This is a genomic window from Myxococcales bacterium, assembly GCA_016703425.1.
Lineage (GTDB): Bacteria > Myxococcota_A > Polyangia > Polyangiales > Polyangiaceae > JADJCA01.
The window spans coordinates 881,943-903,515 of the sequence record JADJCA010000002.1; the positions used below are offsets into that span (position 1 = coordinate 881,943).

19 protein-coding genes are annotated in these 21,573 nt (G+C 68.8%); 7 read left to right on the forward strand and 12 right to left on the reverse strand.

Annotation, left to right across the window (positions count from 1 at the left end; translation table 11 throughout):
* Positions 1-21 precede the first annotated feature (21 nt).
* The 3 genes from IPG50_10205 (at position 22) to IPG50_10215 (ending at position 2,988) form a co-directional block, all read left to right on the forward strand.
* Positions 22-1,188 carry a HupE/UreJ family protein gene (locus IPG50_10205; protein MBK6692562.1) on the forward strand — a complete coding sequence of 389 codons (1,167 nt, stop codon included), beginning with the start codon at positions 22-24 and terminating at the stop codon, positions 1,186-1,188.
* A 163-nt stretch (positions 1,189-1,351) separates the two neighbouring features.
* The gene (locus tag IPG50_10210) at positions 1,352-2,017 is read left to right on the forward strand and encodes a hypothetical protein (GenBank protein MBK6692563.1); all 666 of its coding nucleotides are present in this window, start codon (positions 1,352-1,354) and stop codon (positions 2,015-2,017) included.
* Between the two features lie 71 nt (positions 2,018-2,088).
* A complete protein-coding gene (locus tag IPG50_10215) occupies positions 2,089-2,988 on the forward strand; it encodes a LysR family transcriptional regulator (GenBank protein MBK6692564.1) in 900 nt (299 codons plus the stop codon).
* 81 nt (positions 2,989-3,069) lie between these two features.
* On the opposite strand, the gene IPG50_10220 is transcribed toward IPG50_10215, so the two are convergent.
* The 4 genes from IPG50_10220 to IPG50_10235 all read right to left on the reverse strand — a co-directional run bounded on the left by IPG50_10220 (position 3,070) and on the right by IPG50_10235 (position 6,397).
* Positions 3,070-4,029, reverse strand: coding sequence for a diacylglycerol kinase family lipid kinase (locus IPG50_10220; GenBank protein MBK6692565.1), 960 nt, complete (start codon positions 4,027-4,029; stop codon positions 3,070-3,072).
* Positions 4,026-5,036: an NAD-dependent epimerase/dehydratase family protein gene (locus IPG50_10225; protein MBK6692566.1), complete on the reverse strand. Its 1,011-nt coding sequence runs from the start codon at positions 5,034-5,036 to the stop codon at positions 4,026-4,028. The genes IPG50_10220 and IPG50_10225 overlap by 4 nt, the downstream gene beginning before the upstream one ends.
* 61 nt (positions 5,037-5,097) lie before the next feature.
* Complete coding sequence (locus IPG50_10230; GenBank protein ID MBK6692567.1) at positions 5,098-5,787, reverse strand: hypothetical protein; 690 nt, start codon at positions 5,785-5,787, stop codon at positions 5,098-5,100.
* Positions 5,788-5,830: 43 nt separating this feature from the next.
* Positions 5,831-6,397 (reverse strand): hypothetical protein, encoded by a 567-nt coding sequence (locus tag IPG50_10235; protein ID MBK6692568.1) that lies wholly within the window; start codon positions 6,395-6,397, stop codon positions 5,831-5,833.
* 149 nt (positions 6,398-6,546) lie between these two features.
* Between IPG50_10235 and IPG50_10240 the strand changes: the two genes are divergently transcribed.
* From IPG50_10240 to IPG50_10250, 3 genes are read left to right on the forward strand one after another with little or no spacing between them, the layout of a single operon-like run.
* Positions 6,547-8,352 (forward strand): ArsR family transcriptional regulator, encoded by a 1,806-nt coding sequence (locus IPG50_10240; GenBank protein ID MBK6692569.1) that lies wholly within the window; start codon positions 6,547-6,549, stop codon positions 8,350-8,352.
* Positions 8,349-10,262: an ammonia-forming cytochrome c nitrite reductase subunit c552 gene (locus tag IPG50_10245; protein ID MBK6692570.1), complete on the forward strand. Its 1,914-nt coding sequence runs from the start codon at positions 8,349-8,351 to the stop codon at positions 10,260-10,262. The genes IPG50_10240 and IPG50_10245 overlap by 4 nt, the downstream gene beginning before the upstream one ends.
* The gene (locus IPG50_10250) at positions 10,259-10,684 is read left to right on the forward strand and encodes a hypothetical protein (GenBank protein MBK6692571.1); all 426 of its coding nucleotides are present in this window, start codon (positions 10,259-10,261) and stop codon (positions 10,682-10,684) included. Before IPG50_10245 ends, IPG50_10250 begins: the two co-directional genes overlap by 4 nt.
* Positions 10,685-10,694: 10 nt before the next feature.
* Here IPG50_10250 and IPG50_10255 read toward each other — a convergent pair whose 3' ends face one another.
* On the reverse strand, positions 10,695-11,591 hold the full coding sequence (locus IPG50_10255; protein ID MBK6692572.1) for a hypothetical protein: 897 nt from the start codon (positions 11,589-11,591) through the stop codon (positions 10,695-10,697).
* A gap of 91 nt (positions 11,592-11,682) precedes the next feature.
* On the opposite strand from IPG50_10255, the gene IPG50_10260 reads away from it, so the two are divergent.
* Positions 11,683-13,401 (forward strand): right-handed parallel beta-helix repeat-containing protein, encoded by a 1,719-nt coding sequence (locus IPG50_10260; GenBank protein MBK6692573.1) that lies wholly within the window; start codon positions 11,683-11,685, stop codon positions 13,399-13,401.
* A 101-nt stretch (positions 13,402-13,502) separates the two neighbouring features.
* Here IPG50_10260 and IPG50_10265 read toward each other — a convergent pair whose 3' ends face one another.
* The 7 genes from IPG50_10265 to IPG50_10295 form a co-directional block, all read right to left on the reverse strand.
* Entirely contained in the window at positions 13,503-15,809 is a 2,307-nt protein-coding gene (locus tag IPG50_10265; GenBank protein ID MBK6692574.1) for a hypothetical protein, read from the reverse strand.
* Between the two features lie 214 nt (positions 15,810-16,023).
* Positions 16,024-16,386 (reverse strand): serine hydrolase, encoded by a 363-nt coding sequence (locus tag IPG50_10270; GenBank protein ID MBK6692575.1) that lies wholly within the window; start codon positions 16,384-16,386, stop codon positions 16,024-16,026.
* Between the two features lie 27 nt (positions 16,387-16,413).
* Complete coding sequence (locus IPG50_10275; protein MBK6692576.1) at positions 16,414-17,382, reverse strand: serine hydrolase; 969 nt, start codon at positions 17,380-17,382, stop codon at positions 16,414-16,416.
* A gap of 204 nt (positions 17,383-17,586) precedes the next feature.
* A complete protein-coding gene (locus IPG50_10280) occupies positions 17,587-18,822 on the reverse strand; it encodes a hypothetical protein (GenBank protein ID MBK6692577.1) in 1,236 nt (411 codons plus the stop codon).
* A gap of 216 nt (positions 18,823-19,038) precedes the next feature.
* Positions 19,039-20,373: a hypothetical protein gene (locus tag IPG50_10285; GenBank protein MBK6692578.1), complete on the reverse strand. Its 1,335-nt coding sequence runs from the start codon at positions 20,371-20,373 to the stop codon at positions 19,039-19,041.
* A 71-nt stretch (positions 20,374-20,444) separates the two neighbouring features.
* Positions 20,445-20,930, reverse strand: a complete 486-nt coding sequence (locus tag IPG50_10290) for a hypothetical protein (protein ID MBK6692579.1) — start codon at positions 20,928-20,930, stop codon at positions 20,445-20,447.
* Positions 20,927-21,541, reverse strand: a complete 615-nt coding sequence (locus IPG50_10295) for an RNA polymerase sigma factor (protein MBK6692580.1) — start codon at positions 21,539-21,541, stop codon at positions 20,927-20,929. Before IPG50_10295 ends, IPG50_10290 begins: the two co-directional genes overlap by 4 nt.
* Positions 21,542-21,573: the final 32 nt, after the last annotated feature.

Sequence of the window (21,573 nt, forward strand, 5' to 3'; positions counted from 1 at the left end):
CCGGGACTATGATCCCGCGCCGTGACCGCGCGACGACAAGCTCTGTGGCTGCTGGTCCTCTCTGTCACGTTGCACGTGCTCGCCTGGGCGCGCGACGCGCACGCCCACGACACGCTCGAGGACCGGCTCGAGCTCGACGCGCGGAGCGCCGTCATCACTGTGCGCGTCGCGAGCTCGCTCGCCACGGTTGTGGCGTCTCTTCCGCAAGTGCCCGGACGAACGCCGCGCGAAGGCGCGTTCCTATCGGAAGGGGAGCTCGGGGCCGCGGCCCGCGAGCACGCGACGTACCTCGAGGGTCATCTGTCATTTGACGTCGGCGGGCGCCCCGCTCGCGCGCGCGCCGTTGCGACGACCCTAGCCCCTCCGTTCGCGAGGCCCGTGCACACGCGCGCCGACGCGCGCTCGCAGCTCGTCGTCGTGGACATGGTCGTCGGCGACGCCACGTCGGCGCGCGACGGCGCGCGAAAGCTCCGACTCACGTCGTCGATGCTGCTCGACGTCGACACGAAGGGACACGGCGTGACGCATGTCTACGTTGTCGGGGCCAAGACCGCGCTCGGCGAGAGCACCGACATCGCGAGGGCCGGCGAAGCGCTCACCATCGACCTCGCCACCCCGCGCTCGGCTACGCGCCTCTTCTGGGAGTTCGCGACGCTCGGCGCGCGGCACGTCGCCTTCGGCGTCGACCATCTACTCTTCGTGGTCGCCATCACGCTGGGAGCTCGCTCGCTCGGCAAGCTCGCGATCTTCGTCTTCGCGTTCACCGCCGCGCACGCGCTGAGCCTCACGCTCGTCGCCACGGGTCTCTTCCTGCCGTCGGGGCGCGTCATCGAGCCGCTCATCGGCGCGTCGATCGCCCTTGCGGCCCTCGCCTCTGGCGACGCGAGGAGAGCGCGAGCGAGCGACGTCATGGTCCCGGCCCTCTTGGCGTTCGCGTTCGGCCTGGTTCACGGGTTGGCCTTTGCCGAGGGTCTGAGGGAGGCGCTCGCCGGCGATCGAGACGCCCTCGTCGGGTCGGTCTTGGCGTTCACGCTCGGCGTCGAGGTCGTTCAGCAACTCCTGGCCGTGGTCACCTTTGGCGCCGCCGCTCAAGCTCGACGGCGTGCGCCTCGCGCCCTCGCCGCGGCCCGCGCCCTCTTGGTGGTGCTCGGCGTCGCGTTCGCCGCGCGCGCCCTGTGGGGAAAATGACCTGGCCTTCGTGCGTGTAGACAAAAGGGCGTAGCAAAAAGGAACAAAAGCGCGATCCGGGCGCCTCCGCGGTGCGTATGCCTCTTGCCGTGAGAGACGTAGCCGGAGATTCTTCGCGCGTGTTGGACTCCCAGACAAGCCCTCGAACGCCGGGTCGCCGTTCATGAGCGTCGGCTACGATCGGGCACACCGCTCCCTCGAGTACACGATGATGGCCAGTCACCTGGCCTTGACGCTGGTCGTGGCGAAGCGCTGGGTCGCAACCAGCACCGGCTGGGTGGACGTCGCGCTCGCCGTCATCATGGCGCCGCTCTCGTGCCTCATGGCGGACGTCGCGTCAGGCGTCGTCCACTTCCTGGCGGATCGATACGGCTCGCTCGAGACGCCATTCTTGGGCCCGAACGTGCTGCGGTCCTTTCGCGAGCACCACGACGAGCCGTTGGCGATCGTCGAACACGATTTCGTAACCTTGACCGGCGACGTCTGCCTCGCGACGGTGCCGTTTCTCGGCATCGCGCTCTTGGTGCTGCACGGCGACACGCCGCTCGAGCGCGTCGGCCTAGCGGTCGCCGCCTTCACGGCCGCGTTGGGCGCTACGACGAGCCTCTTTCACAAATGGGCTCACGCCCCCAACGTGCCTCGCGTCGTTGGCTTCCTCCAGCGGCACGGGTTGTTGCTCTCGCAAGCGCGCCACGCCGAACACCACCGAGCGCCCTACGACAAAGCGTTCTCCATCACCAACGGGTGGGCCGACCGCTGGCTTCACTTGTCGCACTGGCTGATGCGCATGGAGCGACGCCTCGGCCGCGCCGACTCCCCCGCGCCGTAGCGCTAACGCCCCGCCGGCGCGAACCTCAGGCGCGTCAGTTTAGACGACCGATCGGCTATGCTCGCCGCTTCATGAAGCGGCTTGAACGGCTCTCGACCTTGTGGGGGTGGCTCCCGGCCTTTCGGGCCGTGGCTGAAGTGGGGGGCGTGCGGCGCGCCGCCACGATCTTGCGCACGAGCCCGTCGGCGCTCTCGCGCGCCGTCTCCCAGCTCGAACAAGAGGTCGGCGCGCCGCTCTTCGAGCGCGGCGGCCAGAAGCTCGTCCTCACACGCGCCGGCAGCGATCTGTTGGCGCGCACGCGCGAGGCGATGCGCCGCATCGACGACGTTTTGTCGGCCTCACCGCGCTGGGATTCCTATTTGCTCATGGGCACCAACCACCCCTGGCTTCTCGCGTTCGTCGAAGACGCCGTCGTCGAGCTCGCGACGGCGCAGACCGACTGGTCCTTCGAGGCCTCGCTCGTGGGAACGGACGACGCCGCGGCGGCGCTCACGAGCGGCCGCATCGACATCGGCCTCTTCACGATGCCCGTGGAGCACGCCTCCGTCGAAACCGTGGCCGAGCTGAAGGTGGAGCTGGGCGTCTTCGCGCCGCGCGAGCACGCACTCGCCGCTCGACCCGCGCCGCTGCCCGTCGCTGAACTCTCCGAGCACCACTTCGTCGCGCCCACCGCGGGCCCCGACTTCGACAGCGACGACGGCTTCCCCAAAGACGTGACGAGGCGCGTTCGCGTCTCGGTCACCTCGATGGCCGCGGCGGCGCGGGCCGCGACCGGCGGGCTGCTCGTCGTGCTACCGCGCAACACGGCGCGGGCAACGGCGCGCGACCTTGGCAAGGGCCTCGTCGAGATCGCGACAACGCCGGAGTTGGCTCCGCTCACGTGGGTCGTGTCGGCGCGCAAGGGCGCCGACGCCGACGCCATCGGACGCGCGGCTTCTTCGCTGAAGAAGAGACTCGGCGGCGCGCCTTAATGGGGTGAGTCAGACACTCGTCCGCCCCTCGACTCGCTCCACATCCCATCCCGACGCGAGGCGAATCGTTGGTTCGCCTCACTACGCGTAGAGCGTCAGCGCCGCGGGCACGATCTCGATCTCGGCGGGGAGGCCACCGATCGGCTCGCCGTCGCAGTCGAGCAAGAACGTCGCTGCGGCGTCGCGCGCGTTTTCGAGCTCGAAGGCGATGCGCTGGCAACCGAAATGCACGGTGCCCGGCTTCTCGAGGTGGGTGCCTTGGTAGATGGCTCGCACGTGCGTCGTGAAGAAGCCGAGCTTGCTGTCGCCCCCCATGGAGACGACTTCGAGGCGGCCGTCGGCGATGTCGGCCATGGGCGCGACCTGCATCCCCGAGCCGAAGAACCGCCCGTTGCACACAGCGATCATGAAGGTCGCGAGCCGCTCATCGCGACCACCGCTCGCGGCGCCGCCCTCGACGCGCGCCACGAGGCGTCCGCGCTCGATGGCCACGAGCGCCTTGAGCGAGGCGCCGAAATACGCGGCCGTGGGGCCCAAGAGTCTCGACGCATCGGCGACGTACCGGTCGACGAGGCCGCCCATGCCGGCGGAGAGGATGTTGATGAAATAGCGCTCGCCGCGGACCCCTTGGCCGTCGACGAACTTCACGAGGCCCACATCGACGGTGCGCTCACGGCCCCGGGCGATGACCTCGAGGTAGCGATCAAGGCGATGCTCAACGCCGAGCGTGCGCCGAAAGTCGCCGCCGGTGCCTTGACCGATGAAGCCGACCTTTGTCGGCGCCGGCCGCGCGGCGACGCCGCGGAGGACACCATTGACGACCTCGTTCAGGGTGCCGTCGCCGCCGACGGCTACAACGGTAGGGCGCCCCTCGCGCGCCGCCGCTTCCGCGACGTCGACCCCGTGACCCGCGCGATCGGTGAACGCGACGTCGACGGCGCCAAGGGCGCCCTCGATGACGGGCCGGAGCTCGGAGAAGACGCGGCCCGCGCGCCCGCCGCCGGCGTTTGGATTGACGATGAGGAGAGGCTTTTGGCTCATGCGCGCGGCGGCTCCGGCCAAACGACCCCACGGGCGCGAAGGTCGGCGACGGTGTCGTCGAGCGTGGCCACGGGATCGCGCGACGAGAAGCCCAGCACATGTTCGGCGCGCGCCGAGTCGAGGTACCAATAGAAGCTCGCCATGTCGACGCTCACTTCGTCGACGGGCATCTTCGCGCCGATGCGGTCGGCGAGGCGCGTGAGGGCGCGGACGCCGAGGCGCGTGAGCTCCGGCGCTCGCGGCGCGTGGAGGCGCGGCGCTTTCACGCCGGAGACACGCTCGAGCTTTCCGAAGAACTCCTTGAGCGTGAGGTTGCACGCGCCGAGCAGGTAGCGCTGCCCCGGCTCGCCCTTCTCGAGGGCGAGCACGACGGCGCGGGCCGCGTCGCGAACATCCACGAACGAGAGCCCGCCGGGCGGCGTCGCGGGGATCTTGCCGTCCAGAAAGAGGCGCACGTCTTCCGTCGACGAACCGCGAAGATCGCCGGGCCCGAGGAGCAGCGCGGGGTTGATCGACACGACCTCGAACTCGCCCGTCACGTTGCGCTCTAGCGCCGCCTGCTCGGCGAAGAGCTTCGCGCGGTAGTAGGGCCACCTTTGCACGATGCCGATGGGCGCGTCGTCGTTCTCGGTGGCGATGGCGTCGGGGTCGTCGCTCACGGCGACGGTTCCGCTCGTAGAGACATAGACCACGCGCTTGACGCCGGCGGCGCGGCACGCGTCCAAGACCGTCTTCGTGCCGTCGACGTGAACGCGATAGAGCGACTCGGCGTCTTCGGGCCGGCGCGAGACGTGCCCTGCGGCGTGGATCGCGAGCTGACACCCAGCGGCGGCCCGCTTCATCGCGGCGGCGTCGAGGACGTCGGCGCCCATGAGCGTGATGCCCGGGCCCGAAGGAAGTCCATCCACAGACCGCGCGACGAGCACGAGCTCGTGTCCCGCCTCGCGAAGGAGGGGGACGAGGTGGGTGCCGAGAAAGCCGGTGGCGCCGGTAACGAGAACTCTCACCGTGGCCGTCTACCACGGGAACGGCCCGCCGCTCTACTGTGCAGGGAATTGCGCCGGAAACTCAGCCGCCCGCGGGCTTGCCGTTACCCTTGTCTTTGCCTTTGCCTTTGCCCTTGTCGTCGACCGGGGTCGGCACCGGCGATGCGAGCTGGACGCGCGCGATGCCGATGGGATCGGGCGAGAAGAGTTTGGTCACGGCGAGCCGGTCGGCGGGTGGCCCCGCATAGTCGCTCGCGAGAGCGGCCACGACCGTGAGGTCGGCGTTCACGGGCATGATGCCCTTCATCACTTCGTGGCAGCGCATCTCGGCGCCCACGCGCGAGCACTGCGCCGTGCCCGCGGGGCCAACGAGCGTGGCCGTTTGCGTCGCGGCGTTGAAGGGCCCTTCGAAGTTGACGCGCAAGGGCCGTCCTACGAGTGCCATGGGCAGGTCGTATTCGAGCGTGGCAACGCCAGCGACGACCCGCCAGGTGAACGCCGCGACGGTGTACCGCGCCGCCGCCGCAAGGGCCGGCGGCACGGGCACCTCGTAGACGCCGGAGAAGACCTCGCCGGCCGGCGCGACCGCCGAGGGAGGTGGCGAAGAAGATGCGGCGCCGGGCGCGGCTGGCGCCCCGGTAGCGGGCGCGCCTCCGGTCGTGGGCGCGCCGCCACCACCGGCACCGCCGGAGGGGTTTTGCTCCTCACCGCTCTCTCCCCCGCAGGCGCTGAGGAGCGACACGGCGACGGCGATCTGCGCGAACTTCAACATCTTCTTCTCCAACCTTAGCAGTCGCACCGAATGGGACCAGGACCTACTTCTTGCCGCCGTGCGCCTTGCACGTGGAGGTCGTGACACCGTTTTCGATCTCGACCTCGCACTCGAGCCCGACAGCACAATCCGCGTTGGTCTTGCAGGTCGCGCCCGCTGCGCCACCGCCCGATGCCGGCGACGTGGGCGCGGAAGCCCCCGCGTCGGCCGCTTTGCCGTGGGGCTTGCAGGTCGTCACGCCGTGTTCGACCTCGGGCTCGAGACCGGGCGGACAAACGCCAGCAGCCGCTGCGCCTCCGTCGTTGTCTTCGACCTTTGCGCCGCTTGCGCCACCCTTGTCGTCGGCCGCTCCGGCCGCTCCGGGGAGACCGCCGTTGTCGTCGACGGCGCCGCCATTTCCGCCGTGCGATTTGCACGCGCGGGTCGAAACGCCGTGCTCGACCTCGGTTTCACATTCGAGCCCGGAGGCACAATCAGCGCTCGTCTGGCATGCACCTCCCGCGAGGATGTTCGCGCGCCCCGCCCCCACCGAGTCCTCACCCCCAGGCGCCGAGCTGCACGCCGCCGTGAGAAGGACAATGACGCCGAGAGAGAGTTTGGTGAGGGACATGACGAGACTCCTTGAAGGCCGCTCCGTTGCGGTAGGTGGACCATGCGGCACGACCCGTCCCATACCCAGTTTCGGCCCGTAACGGCACGCGCCAAGCGTGACGCCATATGTACTTTTCTTTACTATTTTCATACATATAATCGCGTCACTTGTTACCCGTCGGATCCAGCCCGCTCGCCCGCGATTTCTTTGCTGGCCGCTACGCGCAGATCGCCGCCGAGGCCTTCGACCGAGAGGGCGCACCCTATGGCGCCGCCGACGTCGCCTTCGTGGTGGGCGCGCTCACCTTTGTGGGACGCCTCGACGATGCACGACTGGCCTTCGATGCATGGCGGCTCAAGACCGACGACAAAGACCCGCGCACCCTGGCCGCATCGCACTTCTTCCTAGGGCTCGCCGACGTCCGCTCCGGTGACTTCGAGGGCGCGCATCGCCTCCTCGTGCACGACGCGCGAGCCCGAAGCCGAAGCGACGACCCGTGGATCAGCGCGCTCGTCTTTCAGGGCCTTGCTTGCTACCGGCACTTCACCGGACGTTACCGCGCGGCAGCACGACACGCGCTGCGGGCGCTGCGGGCGGCGCACGTCGCGCAGTTTGCCTACGCGAAGATGCTCGCGACTGACCTGCGAGGCCACGCGCTCGTCCAGGTCGGCGCGTTTCGTTCGGGCATCTCGCTCCTTGAGCAAGCGAAGCGTCACGCGAAGGAGCTCGGCTTCGACAAGAACGCGTACGCCATCGACTGCTCCATCGCGAGCTATTCGGCGAGCTTCGTCGCCCAGCCGTCGGCGTTGCAGCGCATCGAGCACTTGGTCGGCAAGCGCGCGCACGACTCCTACTCGAAGCGGACGCTGCAAACGGAGCTGGCCATTCAGCTGGCGCTGCGCGGTCGCCGCAGCGAGGCGACGCGGGAGCTTGAAGCCGCGGAGCACGACGCGGCCCGGCAAGACACGCGGCGCGGCAAGATCACGACCCTCTTGGCCCGCCTCCACGTGGCGCGCTTCGCGCACGGCGCCGCCGCATGCGCCGAGCTGCTCCCTCAAGTCGCATCGCTGCTTGAGGTCGGCGATGTGGCCTTCCGCGCCGAGCTGCTGGGTTTCGAGGCCTTCGTCGCGCGCGCCCAGGGGGATCTCGCCACGATGGCGCGAGCCCTCGCCGCGCTGCGCGAGATGACCCGAACGCACGAGCACTACCAAGCGCGGGCGGCCCTCGAGCAGTTCGACGACGCCTCGTTCGTCGCGCGTCCCTTCCCCGAAGACGAGCTCACACCGCTCTTGCACGCGGTCGTCGCGCGAGACCTCGGTGTCCTTCCAAAGCTCCTCGCGCTGGGTCTCTTGGGCCCCATCCCCGAGCTATTGGGCTTTGTCCCTGGGCGGCGTGTCGTCGTGCTCGTCCACGAAAACGCGCTGCTCCTCGAGGATCACGGCGACGTGCGGCTACGCGCGACGCCGCCGCGATGGTGCCCCACGCTGCTGCGTGCGCTCGCCGGTGGTCACGCGTCGAAGGAGGCACTCACGTTGCGGCTGTGGGGCCTAAGGAGCTACCGACCGGAGCGACACGACCCCCTCATCCGCACAACCATCCACCGCTTGCGCACGCTCTTGCATCCCTTCGGTCATTGGATCGCAGTCAAAGGCGATGGCTACGGCGCAACGGTGCCGATCCACTTCGTGGGATCGCCGGAAGAGCTCGACCATGAGGTCCCGTTCATCGACGACGAGTTGCCGGACGCGCCGCGGGCGCCCATCACGATGTTGCCCGCGGCCGCGGCCGCGGAAGAGACCAACGAGCTTCTCGCGAAGGTTGCGCAGTTGGGGCCTTGCTCGGTGAGGCAGCTCTCGCGGGCGACGGGCCTCTCGCAAAGCACAGTGCTCCGCGGTCTGCGCGAGCTCGTGGGCGCCCGAAAGGTAATCCGGACCGGCGTCGCGCGCGCCACGCGCTATCAGGCGCGCGCATGAGCATCGTGGACCTCGCGCTCATCGCCATCGGCTCGCTCGCCTCCCAGGTGGCGCTCGCGCGCGGCACCGGCTGGCGAAGGCGCGGCGCCCTCGCGCTCGTGACGACGCTAGGACCGCTAGCGGTCGCGCTCGCGATGGGGCGCCCCTGGCCGCGCGCCATGGCCACTTCCATCGACGCGACGCCGCTGCGGCGGACGGGCCTCGTGCGCGTCGGCTCCGAGAGCTGCCGAAGCTGCCATCCAAGCGAGCACGCCTCGTGGGGGCGCTCGTTTCACCGAACGATGACGCAGCGCGCGACGCTCGATGAGGGCGGAAAGCGAGGCACCCTGCTCGGCCCGATTCCGAGCGGCCCGGTGGCGCGGGGCGGAGGCGAGGTCTCCCTCGCGCGCTCCCTCGAAGGCGTCGTCTGGCGCGAAGCGGGCAAGACGGACCGGCGCGTTGTTCTGACCACGGGCTCGCATCACTACCAAGCGTATTGGGCGGAAGGCGCGCGGCCCGGCGAGCTCTCCATTTTGCCGCTCGTGTACTTGTTGGCCGACCGGCGCTACGTGCCGCGTCAGGCGGTGTTTCTGACGCCCGAGGACGATCCGCCGGAGGAGCTCGCTTGGAGCGCGAGCTGCATCCAGTGTCACGCCGTGGCCGGCGAGCCGCACCGCGGTGAATTCGGCGAGCGCTTCGATACGTCCGTCGCCGAGCTCGGCATCGCCTGCGAGGCCTGCCACGGCCCCGGCGCCGCGCACGTCGACAAGCACCGCAACCCGATCACGCGCGCCTTGGCTCACGCATCGAAGACGCGCGACGAGACCATCGTCAATCCGAAGCGCCTCCCGCCGCGCGAGCGTTCGCTCGTCTGCGCCCAGTGCCATTCGCTGTTCGTGCCCAAAGACGAGCCGCGCTTCTGGGAGACGGGCGTTGCGACAACAACGCCCGAACGCCCCTTCGAGACGCGCGATCTCCTGACGCTCGCCACCATGAGGGGCTCACTCAAGGGACGCGTCGACGCGACGCCAGAGAACTTCTTCTGGGCCGACGGCACGATTCGCGTCGGCGGTCGCGAAGCCAACGGCCTCTTCGAGTCACCTTGCTTCGAGAAGGGCCAGGGCGAGCGGACGATGTCATGCAGCTCATGCCATGCGATGCACAAGGGCGAGCCCGATGATCAGCTAGCGCCCGAGCGGCGCGGCGATCTCATGTGCACCGGATGCCACGGCGGCGTCGCGGCTCGCCTCGAGGCGCATACGCATCACGCGCCGGCGTCCTCCGGGAGCCGCTGCGTGTCGTGTCACATGCCCAAGACAACCTTCGCGCTCCTTGGCGCCATTCGCTCGCACCGCATCGAATCACCCAGCGTCACGCGAGCCGCCGAGTCGGGGCGATTGCCGGCGTGCAACCTTTGCCACCTCGATCGCGACCTCGCGTGGACCCACGACGCCATGCGCCGCTGGGGGTCGAAGGAGAACGCCCCCGACAAGGTGCAAGGCCGCGCGTCGGCCATCGCGTGGCTCCTCGCCGGCGACGCCGCGAAGCGCGCGCTGGCGGCAGCCCAGTTCGGCGACGGAGAGGCGCGCGCAGCGAGCGGAGACGCCTGGATGGCGCCCATCTTGGCGACGGCGCTCACCGATCCCTACGCCGCCGTTCGCTACGTCGCCGCGCGCTCGCTACAGAGCCTCGTGCCCTTCTCCAACGTTCGCTACGACTTCGTCGGCGCGGGGCCGGCGCGGGCGGCGGCCCAAGAGGTCGTGCTCCAGCGCTTCCAAGAGGCGCGCGGAGGCGCGAAGGTTCCGCTCGAACAGCGCGCTCGCGTGCTCCTCACGCCCGAGGGAACCGTCGACGAGCCGCGGCTTCGCGCGTTCGCCGCTACGCGAGACGACCGCGCCGTGCGGATCTCGAGTAGACTCGCGCCAGCATGACCGAGCGGGCAGACGTCGCGACCCTGGCCAAACGCCACGCGTTCTTCGGCTTCGTTGGGCTCTCGCTCTTCATCGTCTTGGGCCTGGCACTCGAAGCGATGCACGCTTTCAAGACGCCGCTGTACCTCGACGTCGGCAACGAGTCGCGCCGCCTCATGTGGCGGCTCGCCCACGCGCACGGCGCCTTGTTGTCGCTGGTGAACATCGCCTACGGCCTCGTCGCGGCGCGGTTCGACGCCGCGGCTTCGCAGCTCACGTCGCGATGCATGCTGCTTTCGCTCGTCACGGTCCCCTTCGGCTTCTTCGCCGGCGGCATCACGGTGCACGGCGGCGACCCGGGAGTTGCGGTGGCGTTCGTGCCGGTGGGCGCGCTCGCGCTCCTCGTGGGCACGGCGCGAACGGCCGCGGCGCTCCGGCGCTGAGGCGCGAAGCTCAGCGGGCGGTAAACAGGAGGAGCGAGCCGTTGCACGCCGCATCGCAGGACGCCATCCCCAGGTACGTCCCGGGAGCGGCGACGAAGCGGTCCTGCAAGAGGTCGTTGTCGAAGGTCGAGCGGGTTACGAAGTTGGCACCCGGCGAGGCAGTCCCGACGATGCCGAAGGCTGAGAAGAGCAAGGCACGTGGGCTCTTGGTGGTAAGGCCTTGCGTGGAATTTGTCCCAGCCGTCGCAAACGCGAGGCCGGTCCCCCCTTCGAAAGCGAGCACGCCCGCATAGGCATGACACGAGAGCGAGCTGCGGCTCATGGTTCCATCGAAGGTCGCCATGACGCTGAGATTCGAGCCCCCGGTGATGCCAATGGCGTACCAAACCTCGTCGCTCCAAGCCGCGAAGGTCCCGAGGCCGCGCGTAGGCCCGACGGCGCGCGTGTACGTCGTGCCCTGCGCGTCGCTGATGGAGGTGATGGATCCCGTCGAACTCTCGTACGTCGAGTAGCAGACGATCGAGGTGCCGGCGGCCAACAGACCAAAGGTCGCCGTTTGGATCGTCGCGGATGACGTCGCCAATTTGTTTGCGTTCTGCAAATAGGCCAACGTTGGCAACGCGACGTCGGGCCGATTCGCGTCGGCCGACGCGTCGGGCGACGCGTCAGGCGTTGCGTCGGTCGTTGCGTCGAGCCCGGGTGCATCGGCCGTCGCGTCGGGGAGCGTTCCAGCCTCGCCACGGCTCCCGTCAGCGCCGACGATCTCCGCGTCCCCACCTGACACGCCGGGCGTCGCCGCTGCGCCGCCTACCAGGTCATCGGTCGTGACGGTAAGAGAGCAGCTCGCGAGCGCCACTGAAATGGCGAGCGCCGCCCCGCAGCGAAGTTGTTGAGTTCGCGCCGACACGCAGAGTGGAGCCTAGCACCTCCAACGGAATGGCTGGACAGCGCGCACGTCGCCCCTTGCCAGCAGCTCTCGCTCTGCTTTCCTGAAGACCATGCGCGCACACGAGGTCATCGTTGTCGCCCTGGCCGTGCTGGTGGCGTGCGGTACCGACGAGGGGCCCACGCCACCAACGGGAGCTGGGCCCACGACCGGCGACCGGGCCGCCGACGCGGGCGCCCTCGGAGCGGACGCGGGCGCAGACGGGAGCACGACGTTGCCCAACGAGCCGCCGGCGCCGCCACCGGCGTGCCCGGCGGGCAACACCGGACCAGGGGTGCCCCCAAACGGGAGCGTGCCGGGCGCGCTCACCTTCCCGTTCCCCACGCTGCGCAACGTCACCGTCGAGTGGGCCCTCGCAGGCGACGCCAACACGAACGGCGTCGTCGAAGTTCGGTTCAAGAAGCAGAGCGAAACGAGCTGGAGGAAGGGCCTGCCGCTCAGGCGAATTCCGGCCGGTTCGGTCGAGGGGTTCACGTGGTTGAGTCGGCACAGCGGGAGCCTCTTCGACCTGGAGCCAGAGACGACGTATGACGTGGAGGCCTTCTTGCTCGATCCCGATGGCGGCTGCGAGGTGCGCACCGGAGCGGTGACCACCCGCGGCGAGCCGCGTCCCATGGCAGGGGCGCCAGTGAAAGCGGTCACACCAGCCACCCTGGCCTCCGTGTTCTCGGGCGCGCAGCCCGGCGACATCCTCGAGTTGGCCGCGGGGACCTACCCGGCGTTTTCCTTCGCGAAGGACGGCAGCGCGGGCAAGCCGATCGTCATTCGGGCCGCCGGAGACGTCACCATCGGCGGCGAGCTCTCCCTCATCGGGCGGAAGTTCGTCCACATCGTCGGCTTGAAGATCAACGGCCGCGTGCGCCTCAACCAGACAACAGAGGTCGCCGTCCTCAAGAACGTCGTGACGACGACCGGCGACGGCATCGTCGCAGGACTCCGGAGCGAGAACCTCGTCATCGCCGACAACGTCGTGCAAGGCGCGACCGCATGGAGCGAGGGCGCGCTCGGCGTCAGTGGCAGCAACGTCGGCGAGGGCATCCTCGTCACGGGGCCCGGCCACGTCATTGAGCACAACAAGGTGCGTGGCTTCCGCGACGGTCTTTCGCTCCTCGAAGACGGCGAGGCGGTCGATCAGTTCAGCATCGACTTCATCGAGAACGACGTGGAGCTCGCCGCCGACGACGGCATCGAGGCCGACTTTTGCTTTCACAACTGCCGCGTCTTGCGCAATCGCTTCCGCAACGTCTTCATGGCCATGAGCTCGCAGCCAGGCCTCGGCGGGCCGACGTATTTCATCCGCAACGTGGCCACCAACGTGGTGCTCTCGGCCTTCAAGCTGCAGCGCGGCAGCATCGGCGACGTGCTCCTGCACAACACCGTCGTGAAGGGCGGCGACGCCTTCGGCATCTACACAACGGACCCGTTTTCGCGGCAGCTCACGCGCAACAACCTGATGCTCGGTGGCCCCGGCGGCACATACAACGGCTATTCCAACGGCAGCGGCAAGGTCATGGCCCTCGAGGCCGCCTCCAACGGAGACTACGACTACGACGGCTTTGGCTCGACGACGGGGAAGTTCGAGGGGCGCGTTGGCGCGATCACCTTCACGTCGCTCGCGGACATGAAGGCGAAGACTACGGAGAAACACGGCGTCGCGGTCGCCCTTGACGTCTTCGCAGCGGCCGTGACGGTGCCGGCGACCCCTTCCCCGAGCAGGCGTCGCAAGACGTGCGACTCAAGGCGGCTGGCGCAGCCATCGACGTCGGCGTGATCCTGCCGAACGTGGGCGGCTACACCGGTTCCGCGCCCGATCTCGGCGCCATCGAGCACGGCGTGGCCGCCCCAGCGTACGGGCCGCGATGACGACGCCCGTCAGGGCGTAACGGTCACGTTGCTCGTAAGCGTCGTGGCGCCGGCGGTAGCCGTGAGCGTCGCCGTGCCCGCAGAGACGCCCGTCAGGCCTAGCGTCATGCCGCCACCGGCACCGCTCGGCAGCCGCAGCGTCGTCGTGGAGAAGGTCGCCGAAGGCGACGACGAAGCGAGCGTGAAGACGACGTCAGCGGGCAAGACCGCGTTCGTGGAAATGTTGATCGTTTGCGTCGTGCCCGCCGCGACGGTCCCCGGGACGCTCCACGTGAACGTCGGCGTGGCCACGACGATGATGTTGAAGGTCCGCTTGATGCCCTGAAGGACCACCGACACCTCCGTGGTGCCGGCCCCCACCGCTTGAATCGGGAAGTAGACCGTGGACTGGCCTGCCGCGAGGACCGGCACGGCACCGGGCACGTTGACCACACCGGGGGTGGCGAAGGTGATCGGGATGGGCGTGTCCTTGTCGAAGGTGCCGTTAAAGTTGGCGTACCCGTAGGTGCTCGCCCCAACGGCGAGCGTGGACGAGCCGGATGAGATGCTGCTCAGCGCGACGAAGGGCGTGCTCGGGCCCCCCACGTAGACAATGGCCGTCTGACTTGACGCACCGATCGTCGCCGTCACCAGCGCCGTGCCGGGCGAAAGGCCCACCAGGGGGAACGACACGCTCGTGGAGCCGTCGTTCACAACAACGTTCGAAGGCGCAGCGAGGACCGCTGGCGCACTCGACGAGAACGACACCACCGCGCCCGGCGCCGGCACCGCCGACAGGTAGAGGTAGCCGTTCAACGTTTGGCCTACGGCGACGTTGAAGTTAGGGCCGAAGGTGCTGACGGACGCGTGATCAAGAACCGTGATGTCCGTCTTCTGCGACACCCCTCCGACGCTCGCCGTGAGCGTTACCTTGCCCGGCTTCTGCGCTGACAGGCTGAAGCTTTCGCCGCCGTTGACCAGCACCGACGCCGGCACTGCGATCACCGTCGGGTCGCTCGACGTCAGGTTCACCAGCGTCGCTCCGGCGATGCCGCCGCTCACGTTCACGTAGAGCTGCGCAGACGCGCCAACGGCGAGCGTCGTCGTGGCCGAGAGCGACAGCGTCGTCGGTTGCACGCCGACGCGGCTCACGAACTGACGAGACAGGCCGTTGTACGTCGCCGTGATGACCGCGGTGCCTTCCTTGAGCGCGACGGGGAACGCCGTCGCCGACGATTGACCGGCGGCAACGACGACCTCCGCGGGTACGGTGAGCACCGTCGGATCGCTCGACGAGAGCGCGACGCGACGAGCCGCCGCCACCTGCGCGTTCAGAGAGACGGAGAGCTCGCCGCTGACCCCCGCGGGAATCCATTGGCGAAAGTTGAGGCTCGAGAGCTGCGCCGCCGCAACGACCGTCAACCGCGTCGACTTCGTCGACTCGCCAAACTTGAGCGTCACGTCGGTTTGTCCCGGTGCGAGCGTGGGCACGAGCACGTTCGCGAACGTCGACCCGGCGGGCATCGTCAGCGCCGCGGGAAACGCCGCCACTTGCGGATCGCTGCTCGTGATGGTGGCCGGCGTCGGCTTCGCGAGAATGGCATCCACGGAGGCACTCAGCGAGACCGTCGAACCGACCTCCGCCACCGACGCGAGGCTCTGACTCGTGAGGTGAGCGCGCTCGACGACGGTCACCGTCGACTCACTCGTCTGCTCACCAAAGGTGGCCGCGAAGGTCGCGGACCCGACGGCGAGCGCCTTCACGGGAAAGCTGCCGCTCGATGAGAACGCGGGAACCGCCACGTTGGGTGGCGCGCCGACAACGACCGCGTCGGTTACGCGAATCGGGATCTCAAGGGGCTCGGGCGTCGTGGCGTTGAGGCTGAACGACGCGCTCGTGTTCGCGCCTACCTCCATCATGAAGTTGCCGGTGCGCGCGTTGGGTAGCTTGAACTTGTCGACCACGGTCGCCGTCGTCGACTTGGTCACCGAGCCCACCGTGGCGAAGAGCGGCGCTTGTCCGATGAGCAGCCCGTCGAAACCGATGTCCGACGTCAACGCGCCCTTGGGGACGAGCGCTCGTTCCGCGACGCCCACGATGGCGGGCGCGCCTGACGACAACACGACCTCGGTGTCCGCGGGCACGGGTCCGGTGAAGGTGAGACGCACCTTGCCGCGCTTGCCCACCTCGGCTCCCGATGCGGAGAGCGAGAGCAGCTCCGTGGCGATGGAGCCACTCACCGGGTCGGCCGGCGGATCATCGCCGCAGCCGCCAAAGGCCAAGCTGAGCAAGACCGCCAAGATGATCGAGAACCGTTCCGTCGGTCGTACGCGCATGGACACTCCAACTGGGGCTCGGGGCAAGCGCCCGAGAGGACCATTCGACGGACCGGCGGGTCAAGGAAGTCACTCGTGGAGCGGGCGACGTCCTTTCTGACCGCCGGCGGGGAGGCGCAGGCGCCCGGAATCATAAGGAACCTTCAGGCCGGCCCGACGAGGCCCCCGGGAACGGGCGACGACCGCGGCTCGAGCCTTGCGTGTGACCGCGACGTCAGTGTGCGGTGAGCGCCAACCGAGCCAGCTCGTCGTTCATCTCGGTCATGGCGGCCACCTGCGCGTCGTTGCCGTTCAGGTAGGCGTCGCCGTTCGTGAGGAGGACGTAGCCGGCTCCCGTCTGCGGCTCGAACCACATGTCTGTGCTGCCGCCGAGCGTCGCGCCGTTGTGCCCGAGCATCGCGGCCCCGCCGCTGTTCGACGAATAGAGAATCAGGCCTTGGTAGTCCTCGCCAGCGCCGAATTGATGACGCCGCATCTCGCCGATGGTGGACGGCGCGAGCACTTGCGTTCCAGCAAACGAGCCGTTGCCGGCGAGCATCGTCAGGTAGCGCGCGAGCTGCGCCGCGCTCGTCCGCAGCTGACCATCGGGGTAATCGGGAAAGCCCTAGAACCCGGCCGGCTGATAGGCGCCGGCGCCGATCGAATAGGGCATCGCGATGTGAGCGGGGTTCAGGCCGCTCAGAAACCACGACGACTCGACCATGCCCAGCGGCTGGAAGATAAACGCCTGGCTGTATTGCTGGAGGTTCATCCCACTCGCACGCTCGACGATGTACCCCGCCAGCGTCGAGCCGCCGTTGGAGTACGAGTATTCGGTCCCCGGCATCGACGACGACCAGTTGCGTGCATCTTGCATGTACGCCATGATGAACGACTGGAGCGGCACCGGCGAGTCTCCCTGTGTCCACTGAAAGTCCTGAAAGTACGGCCCGTCGATGAGGCTCGACGTGTGCGTCAGGAGCATCCGGTACGTGATGGGCACCGAAGGGTAATACGGGTTGCGCACGGTAAACGGCAGGCCGACGCTGATGTCCTGGTCGAGCACGGCGAGGCCGGCGGGGCTGCGCTCCGCGAGTTGCAGGAGCGCCGTGGCCACAAAGGTCTTCGAGATCGACGCGAGCATGAAAAGCGTGTCAGGCGTCGCTGGCCTTGCCGCCTGGATATCGGCGTAGCCGTAGCCCTTGCTCCACAGGAGAATCCCGTTCTTCACGATGGCCATCGCCGCGCCGGGTGCGCCGGCCGCCTGCATGCGCGACTGGAAGAACGCATCGTTCACGACCAGCGGAACCGCCGTGGCGGGCGGCGTCGGCATGATCGGCGGCGAGCTTGGTGGCGGAGGCGGCGCCGGCGGCGCACCGAGTCCCGCTGCCGGCGCCGGCGTTGCAGGGGCACCAGGAGCCGCGGGAACGGCTAGAACCGGCCCGCTCTGCGCCAAGCCCGCCGGAGCGGCTGCGCCGGTGGAAGGCGCTTCGCCGTCGCCGCACGCGATGGCAGCCTGCACAAGGAGCGCCGTGAGAAGAAACCGTGCCGTGCCTCGCGCCATCTTGGCCGTCGCCCATTCGTTCGTCGTCATGGCTCCATGGGGTGCACCGCCTGTGCCTCCCCGTCGGGCCAAGCACCGCCGGCGTCACGGCGGCTTTTCACGGCAAAGACAGGAGGTTCCTCGTCTGCGCCGCGCTGGGCTGGGCGTGGACCAGGGCGAACGGATAGGGCGCGGCGCCGCTCTCGGTTGCACACCCAGCCTACCGGCCGGCGCGGCAGGCTCGCCGACGACCGCCTACTGACAACCCGGTTGCGACGGATCGTCGCAGCAGGTTTCGAGCGCCGAAAACGCGCGCGCGTAGTATCCCCGATACGCCGCGTCGCTCGCGAACTGAGAAGGCGCTGCCGGGGGCATCCACGCGCTCTGGGGGAAGGCCCCTCCGAACGACGAGACCTTGGAGCCCAACACGGTGCCCGAGAAGCTCGGACCGCCTCCCATCCAGACGCGCACGAAGTGATTGCACGAGCCTTGGCCGGCGCTCGCGATCTCCGACTTGCCGATGGTGTGGCACTGCGTGCAGGCGTCGCTCGGCGCCATCTTGCCGGCGGCCACCGCCGCGCTCTCGCTCGCCGATAGCGGGAACGCGCCGTCGAAGACGACCTTGTTGATCTTGATCTGCTTCGGCCGGTTCGCCGCGAGGTTCCAGCCGCGGTAGGCCTTCCCGAGGTACGTCGGGACCCCCAGCGTGCGGGGAATCTCATGAACCTTGCCCGTCTTCGAGGGCGCTTGGTTCTTCACGCTGATCCAAGGCGTACGCAGGAAGACCTGACTGTCGTGGCAGCGGTAACACTCGCTGTGGTCCGTCGTGAGGGTCACCGGCGATTCGTAGACGGCGTTCGCTCGCCGGTCGTTCGTGTCCCCCTTCACGCGTCCTTTCGAATAGGGCGCAGGGATGTTACGCGCCACGAAGTCCGCGCCCTGTCGGATCTGGAACCAACACGTCTCGCCGTTCTGCAGATCCGACTGCAAGACGGCGATGTTGTCGAACTCGCCGCTGTCGAGGGGCGACGCGCTCGAGCGCCGGCAAACGGCCACCGTCGCGATGGTGTGCCCGTAGCGGTTGACCTCTTCGAACTTGGTGACGCGAGCGCCGGGAACGCACGCGTACTTGTTGCCGACGAGGCTCGGGGTATCGCACTTCGCGGGCGTCACGGCTGTGACCTCGCTGCCATCGACGGAGATCTTGAGGCGACTCGCGTCGGGCCCGTCGCAGTCGAAGGCAGGGATCTCGACTTGGAAGCGATCGAAACACTCCTTGCCGTGATCGAAGATCGAGTAGTCGGGCGATAGCGGCGTGTTGTCGACGACGTAAGGAGGGAGCGGCGGGTACGCGCCGCCGTCGGGCCCCCCGCCGACCGCGCCCTCGGTGCCAGGCGTGGTGGCTCCACCACCCGCGCCCGAAGGGTCGTCGCTTGCCTCGTCCGAACAGCCGGCGGCGAGCGCGGCGAGCGTGAGCGCAGCGGCGGGCATGAGGCACCACGCGACCGCTCGGCTCCGTACGCGCGTCATCGAGGCGATGTGGGTGCAAGTCGGGGGCCCCACCGCGGAGACGCATGCGCACTGAAGAGCGGCGTTTTGCCGGCACTTTGCGGGCGTGTGCACGACGACGACTGCGCGACGGTGGATCAACGAAGGCCCAGGCGTCTCCGCGAAGACACGCCAGCGCGCGGCGCGAGCGTCGTAGCGTCAGGCCGTTCGGTACGGGCCCGCACCGGCCGCGTCGCGCTTCGCCAAGAGGCCCGCGCCGCGCGTCGCGAGGAGCGCGCCGAGCCCCAGCGCGCCGACGATCGCCGTCACGAAGCCACCCACCGCAGGGATGAGGCCTACGAGGAAGAGCACGACGCAGCCGAAGGCGAGGTGCGCGTACGGGTTCGGCGTTCGGTGACGCAGGATCGCCGCGCCGAAGGTCGTGAGCGCGGCGGCCGCGCCGGCGTAGCCACCGAAGACCGCGAGCAAGGCCCCCACGGCGGCGATGGGAATGCCGATGATGGTCACGCAGAGGACGACGGCCGCGACGATGGCCCCGAAGAAGCTGACGACCCCGAGCGCGAAGGTGCGCATGGGCCGCGCCGCGATCTCCACGCTCATCGACTCCATGCGCGTCGAAGCGAGCGCGAGCAGGATGGTTCCGAAGACGAAGAGGATCGCCATGTTGGTGAGGCGATGCCCGAGGCGCCCCAAGAAGCTCGTGTCGTCCCCGTGCGTTCCGAGGCGGAGGTCGAGATCCTTCTTGGCGTTCTCATGGACGCTGCCACCGACCTTCGCGCCCGGCGAACGATGCACCGAACCGCCCAGCACGGAGATGTCTTTCTCGACGATCGCGCCGTCGGCGAGATCGAGGTTGCCGCCCATGACCGAAGCGTCACCGGCCACGCGCGCGCCGGAGCGCACGTACACGTTGCCGCCAAAAACCGAGAGGTCACCGGTGACCGTGCCGTACACGTCAACGTTGCCCCCAAACACGGTCACGTCGCGCACCGTCTCGTTGGCTTCGATGCGCGCGTTCGAGCCGAAGAAGGTCCGATCTTCGCCGCGCTTGGAGACGACGCCGCCTTCGCTCTTGCCGTCCTTGGCGGCCGGCTTGTCGCTCGCCTTTTCGGCGACCTTATCCTCCTTCACCTTCTCAGCCTTGTCGCCCTTCTCCTTGTCCTCGGGCGCTGCGGACGGCGCGACGTCCGCCTTCACGACCGGCTCCGCCGCGCGACGAACGCGGACCAAGTCCCCGTCGCGCGTCGCCACGTAGCTTCGATCATCGAGCACCAAGTCGAGGACGCGACCTGCCGGCTGCTCCTTTACGTGGAGGTCGATCGTTCCATCACCAATGCCCTCGGCCACCACGCTGAAGCCCGCCGCATCGGAGACGCGACGCACCGCCTCGGCGCGCGTCACGCCGGTCACGTCGAGAGACACCTTCTTGTCATCCTTGGGCCACGCCCCCTCGCGCTTCACGTCGGCGAGGGCCGGCGCCGCGAGCGCGGTCAGGGCCAAGATCGCGAGGAGAGATTGGGTTTGCCGCTTCATGATTCGACCTTTCAGGACACTTTCAGGACACTTCCAAGACAGAAGGCTCCTCGGGGGAGCAAAAAACCAATTCAAGCGCCCGCGCGACGGAGCGGGCTTGTGCGCATGACGACGAGCGCGACCAGCACGAGGAACAGGGAGGTGCTCACGGTGAGCGCCGGTGGAAGCTCGGCGCGAACGAGCGCGCGAAAGCCGCGCGCCACGAGGACGAAGAGCTCTCGTGCTCCGCGGAGCCGTTCGGAAAGCGAGAGTGACGACTCGAGGGCGCTCGTCGCGAAGCCCGCCACCGCCAAGAGCGCCGCGACCATGAGAGGCATCACGGGCACCGCAGCTCGCGCCGGCACGGCGGCGACGCTCGCCGCTCGCACCTCCGCCCCCAGCGCGAGCGACGAGAGCGCTTCGCCTTGAACCAGCGCGCGGCAGCGCTCGCAAGAGCGCCCGTGCTCGACGACGTCGGCGGGCAAGAGAGCCTCCTCGCCGTCGGCCAAGGTCGCCATCCCCACGTCGGTGAGGTGACCTTCGAACATCACAAGGTCCAGCGGCAGCTGTTCACTCATGACCCACCTCGCTTGGGCTTTGCTTCATCAAGTCTCTCCGAGAGCGTCTTTCGGCCGCGGGCGATCCACGTGGCGACGGTGCCGAGGGGAACGCCCATCTTTGCAGCGATGGCCTGGTACGCGAGTCCCTCAACGTAGAACAGCGTGAGCGCCTCCTTCATGCCTTCAGGCAGATCGCGCATGGCGAGGCGGACCTTGTGGACGCGATCGGCCTCCTCCACGCGCTCGTGGGGAGAGGGCGCCGAGTCCGGGACCGTGTCGAGCACCGACACGTCACCGGACGAATCGCTCGCCGTCGGCACGGCGAGCGGGCGCTCGCGACCCCGGCGACGGAGAACGTCGAGGGCCACGTGACGCGCGATGCCCAAGAGCCAAGGGCGGAGCGGCTCGCCCTCGCGAAGCCTCGAGCGGCCCTCGATGGCGCGGCGCATCGTCTCGGAGACCGCGTCGTCGACGTCGGCGTGGGTCGGTCGTTCGCGCAGGACCGCCGCGGCGACGGCACGAATCAGCGGCGCGAAGTCTTCCGGCTGGCCAGACGGCGAAGGTCGCGACTCGTCGGCGAGGCCCGCGCCCTTCGGCCCGAGCGGCAATGTCGAAGCCAGCGCGAGCACGGGCGCACAAAAAGGAGGACCTTAGACCATCA

Coding starts and splice junctions, on each gene's coding strand:
- IPG50_10210 (MBK6692563.1), top strand. CDS start 1,352: ATGAGCGTCGGCTACGATCGGGCACACCGCTCCCTCGAGTACACGATG.
- IPG50_10215 (MBK6692564.1), top strand. CDS start 2,089: ATGAAGCGGCTTGAACGGCTCTCGACCTTGTGGGGGTGGCTCCCGGCC.
- IPG50_10220 (MBK6692565.1), bottom strand. CDS start 4,029: ATGAGCCAAAAGCCTCTCCTCATCGTCAATCCAAACGCCGGCGGCGGG.
- IPG50_10230 (MBK6692567.1), bottom strand. CDS start 5,787: ATGTTGAAGTTCGCGCAGATCGCCGTCGCCGTGTCGCTCCTCAGCGCC.
- IPG50_10235 (MBK6692568.1), bottom strand. CDS start 6,397: ATGTCCCTCACCAAACTCTCTCTCGGCGTCATTGTCCTTCTCACGGCG.
- IPG50_10245 (MBK6692570.1), top strand. CDS start 8,349: ATGAGCATCGTGGACCTCGCGCTCATCGCCATCGGCTCGCTCGCCTCC.
- IPG50_10250 (MBK6692571.1), top strand. CDS start 10,259: ATGACCGAGCGGGCAGACGTCGCGACCCTGGCCAAACGCCACGCGTTC.
- IPG50_10260 (MBK6692573.1), top strand. CDS start 11,683: ATGCGCGCACACGAGGTCATCGTTGTCGCCCTGGCCGTGCTGGTGGCG.
- IPG50_10265 (MBK6692574.1), bottom strand. CDS start 15,809: ATGCGCGTACGACCGACGGAACGGTTCTCGATCATCTTGGCGGTCTTG.
- IPG50_10275 (MBK6692576.1), bottom strand. CDS start 17,382: ATGACGACGAACGAATGGGCGACGGCCAAGATGGCGCGAGGCACGGCA.
- IPG50_10280 (MBK6692577.1), bottom strand. CDS start 18,822: ATGCCCGCCGCTGCGCTCACGCTCGCCGCGCTCGCCGCCGGCTGTTCG.
- IPG50_10285 (MBK6692578.1), bottom strand. CDS start 20,373: ATGAAGCGGCAAACCCAATCTCTCCTCGCGATCTTGGCCCTGACCGCG.
- IPG50_10290 (MBK6692579.1), bottom strand. CDS start 20,930: ATGAGTGAACAGCTGCCGCTGGACCTTGTGATGTTCGAAGGTCACCTC.